Raw genomic sequence first — 18,105 nt, 5'->3', positions numbered from 1 at the left:
CTGGGCCGCCGAAGCCATCCAGAAGATCGAAGCCGACTTCAACCGCTCGGCGGACACGCATCTGATTCCGCTGCCGTTGCCGGGCTTCGACGGCATCGATCTGTACCTGAAGGATGAATCGAGTCATCCGACCGGCAGTCTCAAGCACCGGCTGGCGCGTTCGCTGTTCCTGTATTCGCTGGCGAACGGCTGGCTGCGCCAGGACAGCACGGTGATCGAAGCATCGAGCGGTTCCACGGCCGTGTCGGAAGCCTACTTCGCACGACTGCTCGGCATGCCGTTCATCGCCGTCATGCCGGCGGCGACCTCGCCCGAGAAAATCGCCGCCATCGAATTCCAGGGCGGCCGCTGCCATCTCGTCGACGACCCGACCCGCATCTACTTCGAGTCCGCGCGCCTCGCGCGCGAAACCGGCGGACACTTCATGGATCAGTTCACCTACGCGGAACGCGCGACCGACTGGCGCGCCAACAACAACATCGCCGAATCGATCTTCAAGCAGATGGCCGAGGAACCGCACCCGATTCCCGAATGGATCGTCTGCGGCGCCGGCACCGGCGGCACCAGCGCCACGCTCGGCCGCTACGTGCGCTATCGCCGCCACGGTACGCGCATCCTGTGCGCCGACCCGGAACGCTCCGTGTTCTTCGATTACTTCGCCGGCTGTCTCAAAGGCCAGCCCGATGCATCGCTCACGCTGCCCGGCGGCTCGCGCATCGAAGGCATCGGCCGTCCGCGCGTCGAAGCGAGCTTCATTCCCGGCTGCGTCGATGCGATGGTGAAAGTGCCGGACGCGCTGAGCCTTGCGGCGATGCGCTACGTCAGCAGCCGACTCGGCCGCCGCGTCGGCGGCTCCACCGGCACCAACTTCGTCGGCGTACTGGCCGTCGCGCAGCGCATGCGCGCGGCAGGCGAACACGGCTCGATCGTCACCATCCTGTGCGACGGTGGCGAGCGCTACTCGCACAGCTACTACAACCCCGAGTGGTACGCGGCCTGCGGAGTCGATATCGCCGCCGCCGATGCAACGCTCGAGGCAATTCTGCAGGGCTTCGCGTCCGACTCGGTGCAGTTCATAAGCCGCTGAAACGACAGCAGCTTGCGTCGTAGATGAGAACGATTATCATCGCCGTCCGTTCGTCGGCACCTTGGCCGACCGGATACCAGCCAGCCTCCCCTCCTGACGTTACGCGCGCCGCGCGAACTTCCCGAGCGCCAGCCAACGTCTTGCCGCCCCCGCTTCCGCCCTGTCGTCGCGGACGGGTGCGGCGCATCCGCGATACACATGAACAGGGAGTCATCGCATGCGTCCTGTCCGCCTTGCCGCAGCGACCGCATTGGGAGTGGCCATCACCGCCACGCTCGCCGTCGCTGCAGAAAACACCGCCTCGGCCGATCCGCAATCGCCGGCCGCGCAACCCGAACCCACGACGCTGCGCGCCATCCAGGTGTCGTCCGATATCGAGGAAACCGCGACCGGTCCCGTCGAGGGTTACCACGCCACGCGCAGCGCGACGGGCACGAAGACCGATACGCCATTGCTCGAAACGCCTTTTTCGGTGCAGGTCGTGAGCCGTGAGTTGCTCGACGATCAGCAGGCGCTGCGCATCGAAGACGCCATCAAGAACGTCAGCGGTGTGTATGTCGCTCAGGGCCCGGACGGCAACACCATGGACACGTTCATGATCCGCGGATTCCAGACCGACTCGTACGGCGCCACCTACCAGGATGGCCTGCGCGATTTCTCGCGGGCGCCGAAGGAAGTGGCAGGCATCGAGCGCGTCGAAGTCCTCAAAGGCCCCGCCGCGATCATGTACGGCCGCATCGAACCTGGCGGCATGATCAATCGCGTCGCCAAGCGTCCGCGTGCTGAGGCGTTCACCGACATCGAACAGCAGATCGGCTCGTACGAGTTCTATCGCACCACGCTCGATTCGACCGGCGCATTGGATGCGGACGAGAGCTGGCTGTATCGCGTCAACGCCGCCTTCGAGGACTCCGACGGCTTCAAGGATTTCACGCACAACCGCCGGCTGTATCTCGCGCCGCAGATCGAATGGCGTCCGGGCGAAGCAACCAGCATTCGCGCGGCGATCGAGTACATGGACGACGATCGTTCGTGGGCGCAGACCTACGGCACGATCGGCGACGTGAACGGACCCGTCGAGATTCCCATCGAAACCAATCTCAACGGCAAGGACGACGTGTACAAGGATCGCAGCGTCAGCTATTCCCTCGACTGGTCGCACGAATTCAATGAATCATGGCGACTGCAGCAGCGCCTGACCTATCTCGTACGCGACAGTCACGCCGATGGCACGTGGCTGTCGGAAGCCGATCTCGCTGGCAACTACGAACGCGTGCACTGGGGCTGGGAGGACGAAGACCAGAGCGTCGCTTCCGTGAACCTGGAACTGCTCGGTCATTTCGAGACCGGCCCGCTGCAGCACACCTTGCTCGTCGGCGCGGATTACTACGATGAGGACTACGACTCGGGCGGCTGGGCCTGGGGCGGCACGCCGACGCTTTCCAACATCCACGCGCCCGACTACACCTCCGCCTATCACGACGACTATCCGGCCGACGCCTACGGCTACAAGAACAGGAACGGAGGCGTGTATCTGCAGGACCAGGTCGCGTTCGCCGAACGCTGGCATGTCATGCTCGGCGTACGCCACGACAAGGCGCGCTACGACAACAACTACGCCGGCTCGACGCTGCTGGCCAATGACAGCGCGCTGACCTGGCGCGGCGGCGTGCTGTATCAGCCGCGCCCGGACCTGTCGGTGTACGCGAGCTTCGTCGAAGGTTTCGGCTCATCCAATTTCGATTGGACCACCGGGACGGCCTTCGATCCGCAGACGTCGTACCAGTACGAAGTCGGTACGAAGTGGCAGCCGAGTCCACGCTTCGGCCTGACGGTCGCCCTGTTCCAGCTCGTCAAGGACAACCTGACGATGGCCGATCCCGAGAATCCCTTGCGCACCATCCTCGCGGGCGAAGCCACGAGCGAAGGCATCGAAGTGGACATCAGCGGGCAGATCACTGACGCATGGAGTGTCGTTGCCTCGTATGCCTACACCGACGTGCGTTACACGAACTCGGACACGATGCAGGGCGAACGCATGTTCGGCGTGCCGCGCAACGGCGCGAGTTTCTGGACGACCTATCGGGTCGGCGACACGGGCCTGCAGTTCGGCGGCGGCGTGGTGTATCGGGACTCGCAGCTCGGCACGCAGCGTGCCTGGGATCCGGCGATCTATCCGTACATGCTGGACGGCTACACGCTGGTCGATCTGATGGCGAGCTACGCCTTCGATCTCGCGGGCAACCCGACCAAGGTGCAGCTCAACATCAGCAATGCGACGGACGAACGCTACAACCCGTCGAGCTACGGTGGCATGTCGCGCATCATGCTCGGCGAGCCGCGCATGATTCTCGGATCGTTCCGGATGAGCTTCTGAACCTCCGTGGCCCCTCCTCCGGCTGTGTGGAGGAGGGCCACGCGACCGCCCGGACAGTCTCGCTGACGGGTCTGTCACCGACTTTTCGCCTGCCTGCGACCGATCCGTTACCGCGTCGCTGCTACGCTGCCGCAACTCCGCCCCGGGAACCGCTGCCGTTCTCACTTCGTTTCTGGTCGACTCCGCCCACCGTGGCGGCAGACGAGACCGGCGGGCTCCAACGATCCAATCGAGGACTTTCCATGCGCTGCTGGCTGTTCTTTCATCGCGAAATCGCGCCGGACGTGCCCGAGGCGGCCGAGGTGCAGCGCTTCCAGAGCGTTGCCTCGCGGCTCGGCATCGATCTGAAGGTACTGCATCCGCGGGATTTCGATCTGGTAGTGGATTCTTCCGGCAACTGGTCGGCGATCTACCAGGGCAAGGCGCTGCCGAAGCCCGACCTCATCATTCCGCGCACCGGCAGCGAGAGCGATTACTTCACGCTCGCCGTGCTGCGCCATTTCGAGAAGCAGGGCGTGGCGATGGTGAACTCGCCGGCGGCGGTCGAAGCGGTCGGCGACAAGCTGCAGACCCTGCAGATTCTCGGCGGCGCCGGGCTGCCGATTCCCAAGACCCTCCTCGGGAAATTTCCGATCGACGTCGACGTGGTCGAACGCGAGCTGGGTTTCCCCGTGGTCGTGAAAACCTTGAAGGGCACGCGCGGCGACGGCGTGCTGCTGTGTGCGGACCGCGAGCAGTTCAACGATCTCGCCAGGCTGCTCGACGGCGCGAAGCCGGGCGCGGATTTCATCTTCCAGCAGTACATCAAGTCGAGCCATGGTCGCGACGTGCGCGTGCTGGTCATCGCCGGCCAGGCCGTGGCCGCGATGGAGCGGCGCTCCGCCGACGGCAGTTTCAAATCCAACATTTCCCTGGGCGGTGTCGGTACCTGTTTCGATCCGCCGCCGGAAATGGCCGATCTCGCCGTGCGTGTCGCAGGTTCGCTGGGCCTCGATGTCGCGGGCATCGACATCCTGTTCGACGGCGACGGCTACCGCATCTGCGAAGCGAATTCTTCGCCGGGATTCCAGGGGCTGGAGAAGGCCTGCAGGATCAGCGTACCGGATGCGATCTTCGAGGCCATGCACCAGCGGCTCGGCCTGCCGACGCGCCGCCGCGGCAGTTCGTGGCGTTCGTTCGTGGGCTCGGTGCGCAAGTATTTCGGCGGCAATTCCGCCGAGCCGATGAAGCAGCTCGTCAAGGCGACGACGCGATCGTGAAGCGGGCGATGGCCCAATGGCACTACATCAGGGACTGTTCTGCGTTGATCGCCTCTCGTCTGATCCCCTCCTCCGCGCAGCGGGGGAGGGTTGGGGTGGGGGTATCAAGGCAAACTGCGCTGCCTGACTTGAGCCCCCCATCCTGTCCTTCCCCCGCTGCGCGGAGGAAGGGACGCTCAATTCAACCTCATCTCAATCATCTGGGGCTCAATGCAGTGTCATTGGGCGATAGCTTGCTCGCACGCGACGTAGTAGCGTCATCGCGTCTTCCGCTCACTTCAGGATCCGCATGAGCCGCAACGCCATCAACGCACCCGGCGCCGCCGTCGTCGGGCCGTATTCGCACGCCGTCGAAGCCGCCGGTCTGGTTTTCTTCTCCGGCCAGACGCCGCTCGATCCGGCGACCGGCAAGCTGGTAACGGGTTCGATCGGCGAGCAGACCGCACAGTGCTTCCGCAATCTCTTCAACGTGCTGGACGCCGCCGGCCTCACGCCCGCCGACGTCGTGAACGTGCAGGTCTATCTCACCGACATGAACGACTTCGCCGCGATGAACGAGGTGTACGCAACGCAGTTTGCGAAGCCGTATCCGGCGCGCACGACGATCGGTGTCGCGAGCCTGCCGCTGGGCGCACGGGTGGAGATCGGGATGACGGCGCGGACTCGTGGGGCTTATGCGGTCTGAAGAATCGGAGGCCGCGAAAGACCGCATGAAAGAATTGGACGGCAGGCCCGGCCAAGGGCACGGCATCAAGACGGCGTTGCTGGTTTCTTGCTGTGGGGCCGGCTTCAGCCGGCCTGAAAAATGTCAGGCTGAAGCCTGACCTACAGAAGAAGTCCGAGCCGATCGCGGCCTCTTACTTCCTGCTCTCGATCCACCGCTCGATCTTCTTCTCCAGCACATCCATCGGCACCGCGCCATCGCGCAGCACTTCGGTGTGGAAGGCCTTGAGATCGAACTTCGCCCCGAGCGCCGCTTCGGCCCGGCTGCGCATTTCGCGGATGCGGATCTGGCCGATCTTGTAGCCGAGCGCCTGGCCGGGGTTGGCGATGTAGCGTTCGACTTCGGCCTCCACGTCGCTCGGCGCCATCGATGAGTTGTCGAGCATGTAGGCGATCGCCTGTTCGCGGCTCCAGTTGCGCGAGTGCAGGCCGGTGTCGACGACCAGACGCATGGCGCGGAGCATTTCATCGCTCAGGCGGCCGTAGTACTGGTATGGATCGGTGAACAGACCCATCTCCCTGCCGATCGATTCGGCATACAGCGCCCAGCCTTCGACATACGCGGTGTAGTTGCCGCCGAAGCGGCGGAACTTCGGCAGGCCGGTCAGTTCCTGCTGGATCGAAATCTGGAAGTGATGGCCCGGCGACGCCTCATGCAGCGACAGCGTCTCCATGCCGAACTTCGGCTGCGCCTTCAGGTTGAACGTATTCACATAGAAGATGCCGGGACGCGAGCCGTCAGCCGACGGCGACTGGTACATCGCGCCCGCCGCCGACTCGGCACGGAAGGCTTCCACCGGCCGTACTTCGTAGTCGGCCCTGGGAAACACGGCAAAGAACTTCGGCAGTACGGCGTCGATGCGACGCTTCACGTCCTGGTAGCCGGCGATGAGATCGCCGGGTTTGGCGTAATAGAACTGCGGATCGTCCTGCAGGTGCCGGAAGAACGCGTGCAGATCGCCGCGGAAGCCGACCTGCGTCTTCACCTGTTCCATCTCGCCGCGGATGCGTGCGACTTCCTTCAGTCCGAGATCGTGGATGAAGTCCGGCGTGTAGTCGGTGGTGGTGTTGACCTTGATCAGGAACGCATACCACGCCTTGCCGCCGGGCAACGCCGTCCAGGCGACGGTGGCGCGCGTCTGCGGCAGGTATTCGTCGCGCACGAAATCGTACAGGCGTCGATACGACGGCGTGATGCGATTGACGATGGCATCGCGATAGGCCTGCTCCAGCCGTTTGCGATCGGCGGCGGAGAAGCCATCCGGAAATTTCGCCACCGGCGCGTAGAACAGGCTCTTCTGCGGATCATCGACGACGAGCGCGGCAAGCTGCGCCTGCACCTTCTCCATCACGACGCGCGGCTGCACGATCTTCTTCGCGATGCCGAGCCGCATGTTGGCGATCGCCTGGTCCGACCACGCGAGGTAATCGTTCATGCGGGCAAGAAAACGGTCGTAGTCCTGCACCGTTTCGAACGGCTGGGCATTGGTGGCGCTGCCGAACAGCGGCATCAACGTCGCGATGCTGAACATCTGGTCGAGCGGCAGCAGTTCGCTCGGGAACGCCGCGCCCTCGATGGCAGTACGGCGCTCGTGCAGGAAAATTTCCAGGCTGAGCCGATCTTCTGCAGAGAGCGCTTGCGGCTCGAACTGGAGCGCAGCATCGAGGTAGCTGCGTTCCACGCCGAGCGACTCGGCGAGGTAGGCCGGCGAAATGAAGTTCGGCAGCCGGTCGTCATAGCGGTGATCGCCGATGAACGTGGCCTGCAGGGGATTCAGCTGCAGCGACCGCTCGAAATAGTCCTCGAACAACCGATGCGGCTCGGCCGCGGGTGGCGGCTCGGCCGCGGGCACGGTTGCGGACAGCAACAGCGAACACAGCGACAGTACGATTCTGGTCATGACCACACCCGACGCACCACGAGGCGCGGGAGCTTTGCATATCCGGTCCTGCAGGGAGAAGCTGCTCAGAAGTATTCATCGCAACATGACCACCACCGACCGCACACCGCGTCAGTAATGAGCGTCCGTTTGCATATTTGGATGAAATGCGGGAATAGGCTGGCCCCGCGTGATGGCGACCGGATAGAATGGCCTCGCAGGCAAGCGTGAGGTTTGTAGAGGTTGCCGGTAACGGCGACAGCCCGAACGGGCGGGATCCTCGAACTCAGGGCCTGCCATGAACGCCCGCCAACCGCGGGCGTTTCTTTTTGACGCTCGATTCAGGCCACCACCGCAATCACGCGGTCAATCAGATCTCGGCTCGAACACCAGAACTTCAACCCGTATCCTTCGACCCGTCCGTCGCGCCGGTAAATGGTCGGAGAGATGGAACGCAGATAGCGATCTTCGACATCTCCGTACCGGTTCACCGTGACTGAGTAGTACGCAGAGGTCGCCACTGCATCGGCCAACTGCAACCCGGCAAGCTGATCGTGATTCACCGCCCTCACCCGGGCCGGGTCGATTGCATTCCAGTCGATTCTTACGTCGCGTCCCTCGCGTTCCTGCTTCAGGCCAGTCAGGTACTGGCGCAGATCGTCATACGACATTGCGCTGCGATTCGAGAACACCAGTTCAGCCCGTCCATCACCATCATCCGTCTTGCGATTGTCCCGGCACAGCCATGACACGCGTTCCAGCAACAAGCGACTGGCGTAGCGACAGAGCGCATATGCCTGCTGCTGAAATATTTCCGGCTCTTCGATCGACGGCTTGTGGATCAGAATGGATACGGTGCGGGCCGGCATTTGCCCGATGAGCCGCGCGACAGGGATGCGTTGCTCGTGCCGGAGGTTACGGAAATGCAAGGCGTGATTGACCGGCTTGCTGAGCAATTGCCGTATGTCTCGAGCAACCGCCACTGCCTGCGAATCGTTCGCCTTGCGCAGTACCAGTGCAGACATGACGAACCAGCGGGAACTCCCACTGCCATCGCTCCGGAATGCAAAGCCCTCATCCCCGGACTCATCCACGTAAACGACAAAGCTCGTCATGTTTTGCGTTCTTCCTGAACTCATGCGTGCAGCAGGATACTCACAATTTCGGGGAACAGCGAAATCACGCGGCCGGCCGGCAGTCGGCGTGGCAGAATGTCGGCCTTCCCTCTGTCTTTCCGTTCTCAATCAGGAGTGTCTGATGCGTCTTGACGCCGTATCGATCGGCCGCGATCCCCCCCGTGAAGTCAATGTGATTGTCGAAGTCCCGGTGGGCGGCGAGCCGATCAAGTATGAAATGGACAAGGCGTCCGGCACGCTCGTCGTCGATCGCTTCCTGTATACGTCGATGCGCTATCCCGGCAACTACGGTTTCATTCCGCACACGCTGTCCGACGACGGCGATCCGTGCGACGTGCTGATCGCCAATCAGCGCGGCATCATCCCGGGCGCGCTGGTCGCGTGTCGTCCCGTCGGCGTGCTGAAGATGCAGGACGAGGCCGGCGGCGACGAGAAGATCGTCGCGGTGCCGGTGCCGAAGCTCACGCGCCGCTACGAGAAGGTGCACAACTACACCGATCTTCCCGACATCACGATCAAGCAGATCGAACACTTCTTCGAGCACTACAAGGATCTGGAAACCACCAAGTGGGTGAAGGTGCTCGGCTGGGGCGATGCGGAAGAAGCACAGAACCTGATCGTGCAGGCCATCGAACGCGCGCAAGCGGCGAAAAAATAGCGGCACGATCATGACGATCGAAACCCTGTCGCAGCGCGAGTCGACCGGCGGGGTCGACTGCCGCTGCGAGGCGGGGCCCGATCAGTGACTGCCGTGCCGATGATCGCCCTGGACGCGGTCAGCAAATCGTTCGACGGCGGCACGCGCTTCGCCGTCCGCGAAGTGTCGTTCGGGATTCCGGCGGGCCAGTTCGTCGCCATCGTCGGCAGTTCGGGGTCGGGCAAGACGACGACGCTCAAGACCATCAACCGGCTCATCGATGCGGACGCAGGCCGCATCACGGTCGACGGCAGCGAGGTGACTGCCGTGGCGCCGTTCGAACTGCGTCGGCGCATCGGCTACGTGTTCCAGGGCATCGGCCTGTTTCCGCATCTCACCGTCGCAGAGAACATCGGCATCACGCAGCAGCTGCTGCGCTGGCGGGCCGCCGACATCCGCGCACGCACGCTCGAGCTGCTCGATCTCGTCGATCTGCCGCGCGACTTCGCGCAACGTCTGCCGGCGGCGCTCTCCGGCGGACAGCGTCAGCGGGTCGGCGTGGCACGCGCACTCGCGGCGCGACCCGGCATTCTGCTGATGGACGAACCCTTCGGTGCGCTCGATCCGCTGACGCGCGATGCGCTCGGTACCAGCTACCGGCGTCTGCACGAGCAGATGCAGCTCACGACGCTGATGGTGACGCACGACGTGTTCGAAGCCGTGCTGCTCGCGGATCGCATCCTGGTCATGCGCGATGGCGGCATCGTCGCCGACGGTACGCCGCACGAGTTGCTCAACCAGCACCCCGACGCCGCCGTGCGCGCGCTCATGGACATGCCGCGCCGGCAATCGGATCGGGTGCAATCGCTGATCCGCAATGGCGACCGCGGAGCAACGCACGCATGAATGACGCCTGGCCGGCCGCGTGGCGACTGTTGCCCGGGTATCTGGGCGAACACATCATCCTCAGCGCCTCGGCGCTCGCCCTGGGACTGGCGATCAGCCTGCCGCTGACGGTGCTCGCCGTGCGGCGCACGCGCATTCGCTGGCTCATTCTGGCGATGGCCAGCATCGTGCAGACGATTCCGAGCCTCGCGCTGCTCGCGCTGTTCTATCCGCTGCTGCTGATGCTGTCGGCGCTGTCGCTGCGTCTGTTCGGACACGGCTTTGCGGCGCTCGGCTTTTTGCCGTCGCTGCTGGCGCTGACGCTGTATTCGATGCTGCCGATCCTTCGCAATGGCGTGGCCAGCATCGTCACTCTGCCGCCTGCGGTGATCGAAGCCGCGCGCGGCGTCGGCATGACGGACTGGCAGCGTCTGTGGCGCATCGAACTGCCGCTGGCGGCGCCGATGCTGATGGCCGGCATCCGCACCGCCGCCGTGTGGGTCATCGGCACGGCGACGCTGTCGACGCCGGTCGGTCAGACCAGTCTCGGCAACTACATCTTTGCGGGACTGCAGGTGCAGAACTGGGTGTCCGTCCTGTTCGGCTGCATCGCCGCTGCCGTGCTCGCGTTGATCGTCGATCAACTACTCGCGCTGATCGAATCCGGCACGGCGAAGCGCAGCCGCTGGCGCATCGTCGCGGGCGCGACTGCCTTGCTGGCCGGTGTGGCGATCGCAGCCCTGCCGCGTACGACGTCGAGCGAGTCGCAGGCCTATGTGATCGGTGCGAAGAATTTCTCCGAGCAATACATCCTGGCCGACCTGCTGGCGCAGCGACTGCAGCAGGCGGGCGCGAGCACGACGCAGCGGACCGGGCTCGGTTCCATGATCGCCTTCCAGGCGCTGGCCCGCGATGAGCTCGACGTTTACGTCGAATACACGGGCACGCTGTGGGCCAATGTCATGCATCGCACCGATTCGCCGCCGCGCGAAATCGTGCTGCAGGAGACGGCGGCGTGGCTGCAGCAACGGCACGGCATCACGCTGCTGGGATCGCTGGGCTTCGAGAACGCCTATGCGCTGGCGATGCGACGCGATCGCGCGCAGCAACTCGGCATCCGCACGCTCGAGGATCTGGCGCGCAACGCAGCACAACTGCGCATGGGAGGCGACCTGGAATTCTTCGACCGCCCGGAATGGAGCGCGGTGAAGCGGGCCTATGGCCTCGTCTTCGCCGCCGAACGCCAGTTCCAGCCGACCTTCATGTATCGCGCGGTCGGCAGCGGCGAGGTCGATGTGATTTCGGCGTTTTCCAGCGACGGGCGCATCGCCGCGGATGACCTGGTCCTGCTGGAAGATCCGCGTCAGGCATTGCTGTCCTACGATGCCATCGTGCTGCTGGCTCCGCGGCGAGCGGCCGACGTAGTACTTCGCCGGACACTCGAACCGCTGATCGGCGCCATCCCGATCGAGACCATGCGGCAGGCCAACCTGAGCGTCGATCGCGACACGGAGAAGTCGACGGCGGAGGCTGCCGCGCGCTGGCTGAACGAACGGCTCTGAGCGCTGTCACCCTTTACCGACATCGCAGCGTCGCGAGCGAGCCACCGATTTTCAGCCTCCGTTCAAGATCGGTCGATCACGATCGCGCCCCGCTGGATGCGCGTAAGCCACGACGGCAGGAAGGCCTGACAGCCGTATATTTCCTGCGACATTTGCAGCGCAGATGGAAACTTGTTGTATTCCATCTGCGTTGTCCACGGATCCGGAGAACCGGTCGCCACATGACCGGGCCCTAGTCATCGGGAGGAATCTTTCATGCGAATCGCCACCCTGTTTGCCACGCTCTTGCCGTTCTCGTTTGCCGCGGTCGCACACGGCGACGGAGTGACGGTCGCCAAGGTCCAGACGCCGGCCTTCGCCTCCATCGACCGCAACGGCGACCAGCGCATCAGCAAGACGGAAGCCGGTGCCTACAAGGACATCATCGACCGGTTCGCCTATATCGACACCAACGGCGATGGCTTCATCACCGCCGACGAACTGGCAGCAAACCTGACGGCGCGCTCGGTCAACTGACGCATCGAGCGGCAGGCCGCGCCCGCGGCTTTATCTATGGCAGGATGGCGCGCCTTCTGCAGCGAACCGCGCGCATCATGCCCACACCCGAACAGCAAGCCATTCTCACCATCGCCCTGCTGGCCGCCTTTGCCGACGGCAGCGGCGACGATCGCGAACGCGAAGCCATCAAGGGCATTGCCAGCTCCCTGGCCGGCGACTTCGATGCGCCGCAGCTGACCCAGCTCTATCAGGATGTGTTGCTGAAGCGGGTCGACCTGCAGCGGGCCGCGGCTGCGATCACCGACCGGGCGCAACGTCAGCTCGCTTACGAGATGGCCGTGTGTGTCTGCGACGCGGACGGTGTCGCCAACGCGGCCGAACGGACCTTCCTCGACCAGCTGAAAACGGCGCTGGCGCTCGACGGCGCACAGGCCGCGACGGTGGAGCGCGAAGCCACGGCCCTGGTCGAAGCGCCGCTCGCTACCGCCGGCGAGCCCAGACCCGCCACGACGACGCCCTCCGACGCCGAACTCGATCGATACATTCTCAGCCACGCCATCGTGAACGGCGCCATCGAGCTGCTGCCGCAGTCGCTGGCCTCGATGGCCATCATTCCGCTGCAGATGAAGATGGTCTATCGCATCGGCCAGCGTTACGGCCACGACCTCGACCGCAACCACATCAAGGAATTCATCGCCACGGCAGGCATCGGCATCGCCTCGCAATACGTCGAGCAGTTCGGACGCAAACTGCTGGGCGGCCTGCTCGGCGGCATTGCCGGTTCGCTGGGTCGTGGCGTCGGCAGCGTCGCCACGGGTGCGGCCTTCTCGTTCGCCACCACCTACGCGCTGGGCCAGCTCGCGAAACGTTACTACGCCGGCGGCCGGCAGATGAGCACCGCCCTGTTACAGAGCACCTACCAGTCCCTGCTGGGCGATGCGAAGCAGCTGCAGCAGCAGAACCTCGGCCTGATCCGGGACAAGGCCCGCACGCTGGACGTCGGCCAGGTCATGGCGATGGTCCGCAGCTGACCGCTGCACCTACACCAAGTACCGCTGGCATTGGACCGCCGCTGAGGTAGGCTGCAAATCCAACCGCCCCGCGGCCTCCGCATGTCGACCCACCCCGACGCCGAAGATCTCGACCGGACCGACGAGCTGCCCCAGCTCGACGTCGTCGCCTACGAAACTGCACAGCCGCCGGAACTGACGGATGCGCTGTCGACCACGGATACCTGGCTGGTCGAAGGCCTGGACGAGCCGGGCACCGAGACGATCGTGCGCACCAGCCAGGCCGGCTTCCCGGTTCCCGGCGGGGTCGATCTGTCGCTCAATGTCGAACGCCTGCGCCAGCGCATCCAGGCGCTCGAAGCCGAGCTGGCAGCGGCCCGCCGCGCCCAGCGCGAGACCGAAGAAGCCGCGACCCGCATTCCCAACGCCGAGCGCAGCGAACTCAACTCGCGTCTCGCCGCTGCCGACGAGCAACTCGCGCATCTGCGACAGCAGCACGAGATCTCGACTGCGCTGATCCAGCGCCTGCAGCAGCAGCTGCGCGATCAGGGCGAAAGCCATCGCGCCCAGCTCATCAAGGCGGACGAGGCGCGCGAGGCCGACCGGCTCGCCGCGGAGCAGCAGCGTGTCTCGCTCGAACAGCAGCTCGAACGCAGCACCGCGAATTTCACCAGCACCGCCGACGAACACGCGCGCCTGCGCGAAGCGCTGGAGGAATCGCGCGAACTCGCCGCCGCCCGCGCGCGCCAGATCGACGAACTGCAGCGGGCCGTGATCACCGAGAACGGCAAGGCGAACGTCCTGGCGCGCAATCTCGCCGCCAAGCTCGCCGACTACGACATCATGTCCGCGATGGTCACGCAGCGGAACGCGACCATCGCCTCGCTGGAACGCTCGCGCGAGGAACTCGACGAACGGCTGCAGCAGGCCTTTGCCGATGCGCATCGCCGCACGTCCCTGCTGGACGAGGCGAACCAGCGGGCCGCTTCGAGCGATCGTCTCGCCGCCGACATCGCTGCGCGCGACGAACAGATCGCGCAGCTCGGCCTGGAACTGGAAGCCCTGCGACACCAGGAACAGCAGTCGCAACGTACGTGCGAGGCGCTGGAGGAAAACCTGCGAGAGGCGGCGTCACGATCCGCCGGCGACCAGGAACGACTGGCGGCGCTGCAGGCGCGCATCGACGAACTGGACGGCGCGCTGCGGTCGATGACCCGGGAGCGCGATGAATTCGCCGGCCTGACGCCGCAACTGGAAGCGCGCTCGGCGGAACTGGCGCAGGCGACGACCGAACTCGCGGAAGTGAAGCGCGACGCCGTCTCCGTCTGGTCGGAACTGCAGAGCCAGTCGGGCATCGCCCAGACCCGGCAGCAGGAACTGGCCGAAGCGCATGCTGCGATCGAGGAACTGCAGCGTTCGAATCAGGACCTGCGACGCAAAGTCGAACGCCTGCACGCGGTCTCGACCGACGACACGCAGTTGCTCAACGAACGCAATGCCGAGCTGGCGCAGGTGCGCACGCAACTGCAGGAGTCCGCCTCGACGATCCACGGACTCGAAACCTCGCTGCGGGCGCGCGATACGCTCATCGACGATCTGCGGGCCGAAATCCGTACGGCACAGGACGAGCGCGGCATCATGTCGGAACAGCTCGGCAAGGCGCGCGCACGGGTCAAGACCATGACCCAGCAGATCTTCAATCGCGACAACCGCATCGCGACGCTCAAGGCCGATCTCGCCGTACACATCGAAGCGCTGGCGGCCATCCGCCAGGACGTCGACCGCATGACGCCCGACGCGGAAGAATCGCCGGCCGCGCTGCCGGTCGAACGTTTTCTCGAACCGGTCAATCACGACGGCGAACCGATCCTGCTCAATCGCCGCGTCATGACGATCGGCCGCACCAACGACAACGACATCTTCATTCCTTCGAAAATGATCAGCCGGCATCACGCCCGGCTGCTGGTCGGTCCCAATGCCGTGATCGTCGAAGATGCCGGCAGCACCAACGGCTGTTACGTGAACGATCAGCTCGTGAAGCAGCACGTGCTGCACGAAGGCGACCTGCTCGCCATCGGCGATCTGAAATTCCGGCTCGGCATGCGCCCGGCGGAACCGCCCGGCGGCGGCGAGGTCGTACCGTTCGGTCGTCGCCACGACGATTGACGATTGCATCCCTGTCCCTTCCGGAGTCCCCGTCGATGAATCGAACGCTGTCCGCGTCCCTGCTGTCCCTGTGCCTGCTGTTTGTGTTCGCACTGCCGCTCGCTCGCGCCGACGACGGCAAGGTGCTCGAAAGCCGCGAATTCAAGAGCACCCTCCTCGGGCGCAACGTGAGCTACAGCGTGTATCTGCCCGCGGGATACGAGAGCAGTCCGACGCGCCGTTATCCGGTGGTGTACCTGCTGCACGGCATGCCATTCGCGCCGGTCGATTCGGAAACCGACTGGATCCAGCAGGGCTCGGCCGACCGGCTCGTCGATGCGGCCATCGCCAGCGGCCGGCTGCCGCCCATGATCCTGGTGATGCCGGATGCCAGGACGACCTGGTACCAGAACAGCGCCGACGGCAAGGTCCGCTACGAGAGCATGCTGATCGAGGAATTCATTCCCTTTATCGATCGCACCTTCCGCACGCGCCAGCAGCGGCTGTTCAGAAGCGCCGTCGGCCTGTCGATGGGCGGTTACGGCGCGATGATGCTGGCGATGCGTCATCCCGAACTGTTCAGCGCGGCGGCGGCACTGTCGCCCGGCATTCGCACCGAAGAAGAAATGATCGCGACGCCGGATGCCGACTACGAACGCTTCTTCGCACCGATCTACGGCGCCGGCTTGCAGGGCGAGGCGCGTCTCAACGAAAGCTGGCGCACGCATTCGCCGCTGGCGTTGGCGAAGACCCTGCCGGTCGCACAGCTGCGCAACACGCGCTGGTGGATCGACATCGGCGACGATGATTTTCTTTCGCAGGGCAGCGACGCGCTGCACACGGTCTTCAGGCAGCGGCAGATCCCGCACGAATATCGCGTGCGCGACGGCGAACACAACTGGACGTACTGGCGCACCGGACTGGTGGATGCGCTGGAGTTCGTCGCGGGGTCGTATCGCTGATACGGAGGAATGGCCGCAAGAAGGCGCAGAAGAGCGCAAGGAAGGAAGGAGTCTGAATTCTTACCTTGCGTTCGTTTGCGCCTTTTTGCGGCCATTGTTTCTTCGCGAAAACCCCAGAAATTCGCGTACCGCTCACCTGCCGTGTCGGGTCTGATGGCCGTCTCACCCCTCACGGAGCCCCGGCATGGAACGCCGCCACTTTCTCGGATCGCTATTGCTGCTCGGCACGGACGCCTTCGCATCGACGGCCGCGCCGGTGCTGCTCGCCAATCCCTTCCGCGACGACATTTCCGTCGCCGACTACTGGATCAGCGAAAAATTCGACGGCGTGCGCGCGCTCTGGAACGGCCGCGAATTGCTGAGCCGGTCGGGCAACGTCATCGCAGCGCCTGTGTGGTTTCTCGATGGACTTCCCGACATGGCGCTGGACGGCGAACTCTGGATCGACCGCGGCGAGTTCGAAGCCGTCGTCGCGACGGTGCGCGATGCCGTGCCGGTCGACGCTGCGTGGCGTCGTATCCGTTTCATGATCTTCGATCTGCCCCAGCATCCCGGTCCGTTCGATCGCCGGCTGTCCGAACTGCAACGCCTCGCTGCCCTGCCGTCGTGGCTGCAGCCCGTCCGGCAGTTCAAGGTCCGCGATCGCGAGGAACTGTTCGCCGCACTCGATGCGCTGATCGCGCAAGGCGGCGAAGGGTTGATGCTGCATCACGGCGCTGCGCCGTATCGCGCCGGCCGCAGCGACGACTTGCTGAAACTCAAGCGCCAGCAGGACGCCGAGGCGCAGGTCATCGCGCATCTGCCGGGCAAGGGCAAGTATGCGAACCTGCTCGGCGCACTGCGCGTGCGTCGTGCCGACGGACTGGAATTCAATGTCGGCAGCGGACTGAGCGATGCGCAGCGACACGCTCCACCGCCCATCGGCAGCTGGATCACGTACGGCTTTCAGGGCGAGACCGCCAACGGCGTGCCGCGATTTGCGCGCTTCCTGCGCATGGCTTCCGCAGCGGCCGACTGATGCTGTTGCCCTCTCATCGATGACCTGATCATGTGAGGGAAAGCCGCAGGAGAAATCAGCAATCCGTGACGTGGATTCGCTGAGGCTCCGTCGGCCCGGAATGCTTCATCCGCGTTCCGGTGAATGGCGCATGGACATTCTTTTCCCGCGACCTATGCTGCCGCCCCATGAGTGGCTCCCCCTTTCCCGCAGGTCATCTGGTCGGCTTCTTCGCCGACGATGTCGAACGGATGCGCCTGGTTGGCGCGTTCCTCGCCGAGGGGCTCGCCGGCGACGAGACCTGTCTGGTCGTGGTCACAGCCGAATATCGCGTCGCATTGCGGACCGAACTGCAGCGGCTCGGCTTCGAGCCTGAGTCGCTGGCCACGCGCTATCAGTACATCGAACTCGACGCAGGCACGCTGCTGACACAGTTCATGGATGGCGACCGCTGCGATCGCCAGCGCTTCCATCTGCTGCTGGATACGCTCATGCGTCAGGCCGCGGCGCGCGGCCGGCCGGTGCGTGCCCACGGCGAAATGGTGAACCTGCTGGCCAAGGACGGCTTGACCGAGGCGGCGCTGCAGCTCGAAGAACTCTGGAACGAGTTCGGACGCGAGCATCGTTTCACCCTCCTCTGCGGCTATTCGACCTCTGTCGTCGACGGTGCCCGCGGCACGCCGCGCTTCGGCGAACGCGTGCGCGCATTGCACAGCCACGTGGTCCACGGAGACTGAGCAGAGCGAAGGGCACGGAATCGGAGGAATATTTCGCACAGAGATCACGGAGGACACAGAGACAGGAAGAAAACAGAGTATTTCTTCTTGAACTCCGTGCTCTCCGTGATCTCCGTGTGAAATCCCCTTCCTCTCCGCGTGAAACGTTCCTGCTCCTGTTGTCAGGGAACGATGCATCGGCCGATACTCGCGGCCCCTGAACCATCGCAG

Annotated in this window: 16 protein-coding genes; 13 read left to right on the top strand and 3 right to left on the bottom strand. The window is 64.5% G+C overall.

All coding sequences use genetic code 11. The features are described from left to right. From V7D81_RS06635 to V7D81_RS06620, 4 genes are all read left to right on the top strand, one after another. A partial coding sequence (locus tag V7D81_RS06635; RefSeq protein WP_324315356.1) for a PLP-dependent cysteine synthase family protein occupies window positions 1-1,087 on the top strand: 1,087 nt, incomplete at its 5' end. A gap of 217 nt (window positions 1,088-1,304) precedes the next feature. After that, a complete protein-coding gene (locus tag V7D81_RS06630) occupies window positions 1,305-3,464 on the top strand; it encodes a TonB-dependent siderophore receptor (protein WP_324315355.1) in 2,160 nt (719 codons plus the stop codon). Window positions 3,465-3,706: 242 nt separating this feature from the next. Next, entirely contained in the window at window positions 3,707-4,723 is a 1,017-nt protein-coding gene (locus V7D81_RS06625; protein WP_324315354.1) for an ATP-grasp domain-containing protein, read from the top strand. A gap of 289 nt (window positions 4,724-5,012) precedes the next feature. After that, window positions 5,013-5,408: a RidA family protein gene (locus V7D81_RS06620; protein WP_324315353.1), complete on the top strand. Its 396-nt coding sequence runs from the start codon at window positions 5,013-5,015 to the stop codon at window positions 5,406-5,408. 172 nt (window positions 5,409-5,580) lie between these two features. Here V7D81_RS06620 and V7D81_RS06615 read toward each other — a convergent pair whose 3' ends face one another. Further along, window positions 5,581-7,347, bottom strand: a complete 1,767-nt coding sequence (locus V7D81_RS06615; RefSeq protein WP_324315352.1) for a DUF885 domain-containing protein — start codon at window positions 7,345-7,347, stop codon at window positions 5,581-5,583. Between the two features lie 320 nt (window positions 7,348-7,667). After that, window positions 7,668-8,441 (bottom strand): DUF3800 domain-containing protein, encoded by a 774-nt coding sequence (locus V7D81_RS06610; RefSeq protein ID WP_324315351.1) that lies wholly within the window; start codon window positions 8,439-8,441, stop codon window positions 7,668-7,670. A gap of 142 nt (window positions 8,442-8,583) precedes the next feature. Here V7D81_RS06610 and ppa point away from each other — a divergent pair, with 142 nt between their 5' ends. The 3 genes from ppa (at window position 8,584) to V7D81_RS06595 (ending at window position 11,546) form a co-directional block, all read left to right on the top strand. Then, window positions 8,584-9,120: an inorganic diphosphatase gene (ppa, locus tag V7D81_RS06605; protein ID WP_324315350.1), complete on the top strand. Its 537-nt coding sequence runs from the start codon at window positions 8,584-8,586 to the stop codon at window positions 9,118-9,120. 84 nt (window positions 9,121-9,204) lie between these two features. After that, on the top strand, window positions 9,205-10,005 hold the full coding sequence (locus tag V7D81_RS06600; RefSeq protein WP_324315349.1) for an ATP-binding cassette domain-containing protein: 801 nt from the start codon (window positions 9,205-9,207) through the stop codon (window positions 10,003-10,005). Further along, complete coding sequence (locus V7D81_RS06595) at window positions 10,002-11,546, top strand: ABC transporter permease/substrate-binding protein (protein WP_324315348.1); 1,545 nt, start codon at window positions 10,002-10,004, stop codon at window positions 11,544-11,546. Before V7D81_RS06600 ends, V7D81_RS06595 begins: the two co-directional genes overlap by 4 nt. A 62-nt stretch (window positions 11,547-11,608) precedes the next feature. Here V7D81_RS06595 and V7D81_RS06590 read toward each other — a convergent pair whose 3' ends face one another. Further along, window positions 11,609-11,731: a hypothetical protein gene (locus V7D81_RS06590; RefSeq protein ID WP_324315347.1), complete on the bottom strand. Its 123-nt coding sequence runs from the start codon at window positions 11,729-11,731 to the stop codon at window positions 11,609-11,611. Between the two features lie 70 nt (window positions 11,732-11,801). On the opposite strand from V7D81_RS06590, the gene V7D81_RS06585 reads away from it, so the two are divergent. From V7D81_RS06585 to V7D81_RS06560, 6 genes are all read left to right on the top strand, one after another. After that, entirely contained in the window at window positions 11,802-12,062 is a 261-nt protein-coding gene (locus V7D81_RS06585; protein ID WP_324315346.1) for a hypothetical protein, read from the top strand. Window positions 12,063-12,139: 77 nt separating this feature from the next. Further along, complete coding sequence (locus V7D81_RS06580; protein WP_324315345.1) at window positions 12,140-13,075, top strand: YcjF family protein; 936 nt, start codon at window positions 12,140-12,142, stop codon at window positions 13,073-13,075. Between the two features lie 81 nt (window positions 13,076-13,156). Next, window positions 13,157-15,220 carry an FHA domain-containing protein gene (locus tag V7D81_RS06575; RefSeq protein ID WP_324315344.1) on the top strand — a complete coding sequence of 688 codons (2,064 nt, stop codon included), beginning with the start codon at window positions 13,157-13,159 and terminating at the stop codon, window positions 15,218-15,220. 35 nt (window positions 15,221-15,255) lie between these two features. After that, on the top strand, window positions 15,256-16,161 hold the full coding sequence (locus V7D81_RS06570; RefSeq protein ID WP_324315343.1) for an alpha/beta hydrolase: 906 nt from the start codon (window positions 15,256-15,258) through the stop codon (window positions 16,159-16,161). A 184-nt stretch (window positions 16,162-16,345) separates the two neighbouring features. Further along, window positions 16,346-17,179: a DNA ligase gene (locus tag V7D81_RS06565; protein ID WP_324315342.1), complete on the top strand. Its 834-nt coding sequence runs from the start codon at window positions 16,346-16,348 to the stop codon at window positions 17,177-17,179. 167 nt (window positions 17,180-17,346) lie between these two features. Then, on the top strand, window positions 17,347-17,895 hold the full coding sequence (locus V7D81_RS06560) for an MEDS domain-containing protein (protein WP_324315341.1): 549 nt from the start codon (window positions 17,347-17,349) through the stop codon (window positions 17,893-17,895). Window positions 17,896-18,105: the final 210 nt, after the last annotated feature.

The organism is Povalibacter sp., from assembly GCF_036735925.1.
Lineage (GTDB): Bacteria > Pseudomonadota > Gammaproteobacteria > Steroidobacterales > Steroidobacteraceae > Steroidobacter.
The sequence above is the reverse complement of the archived record's forward strand: the minus strand, read 5'-3'. Positions and strand labels throughout refer to the sequence as shown.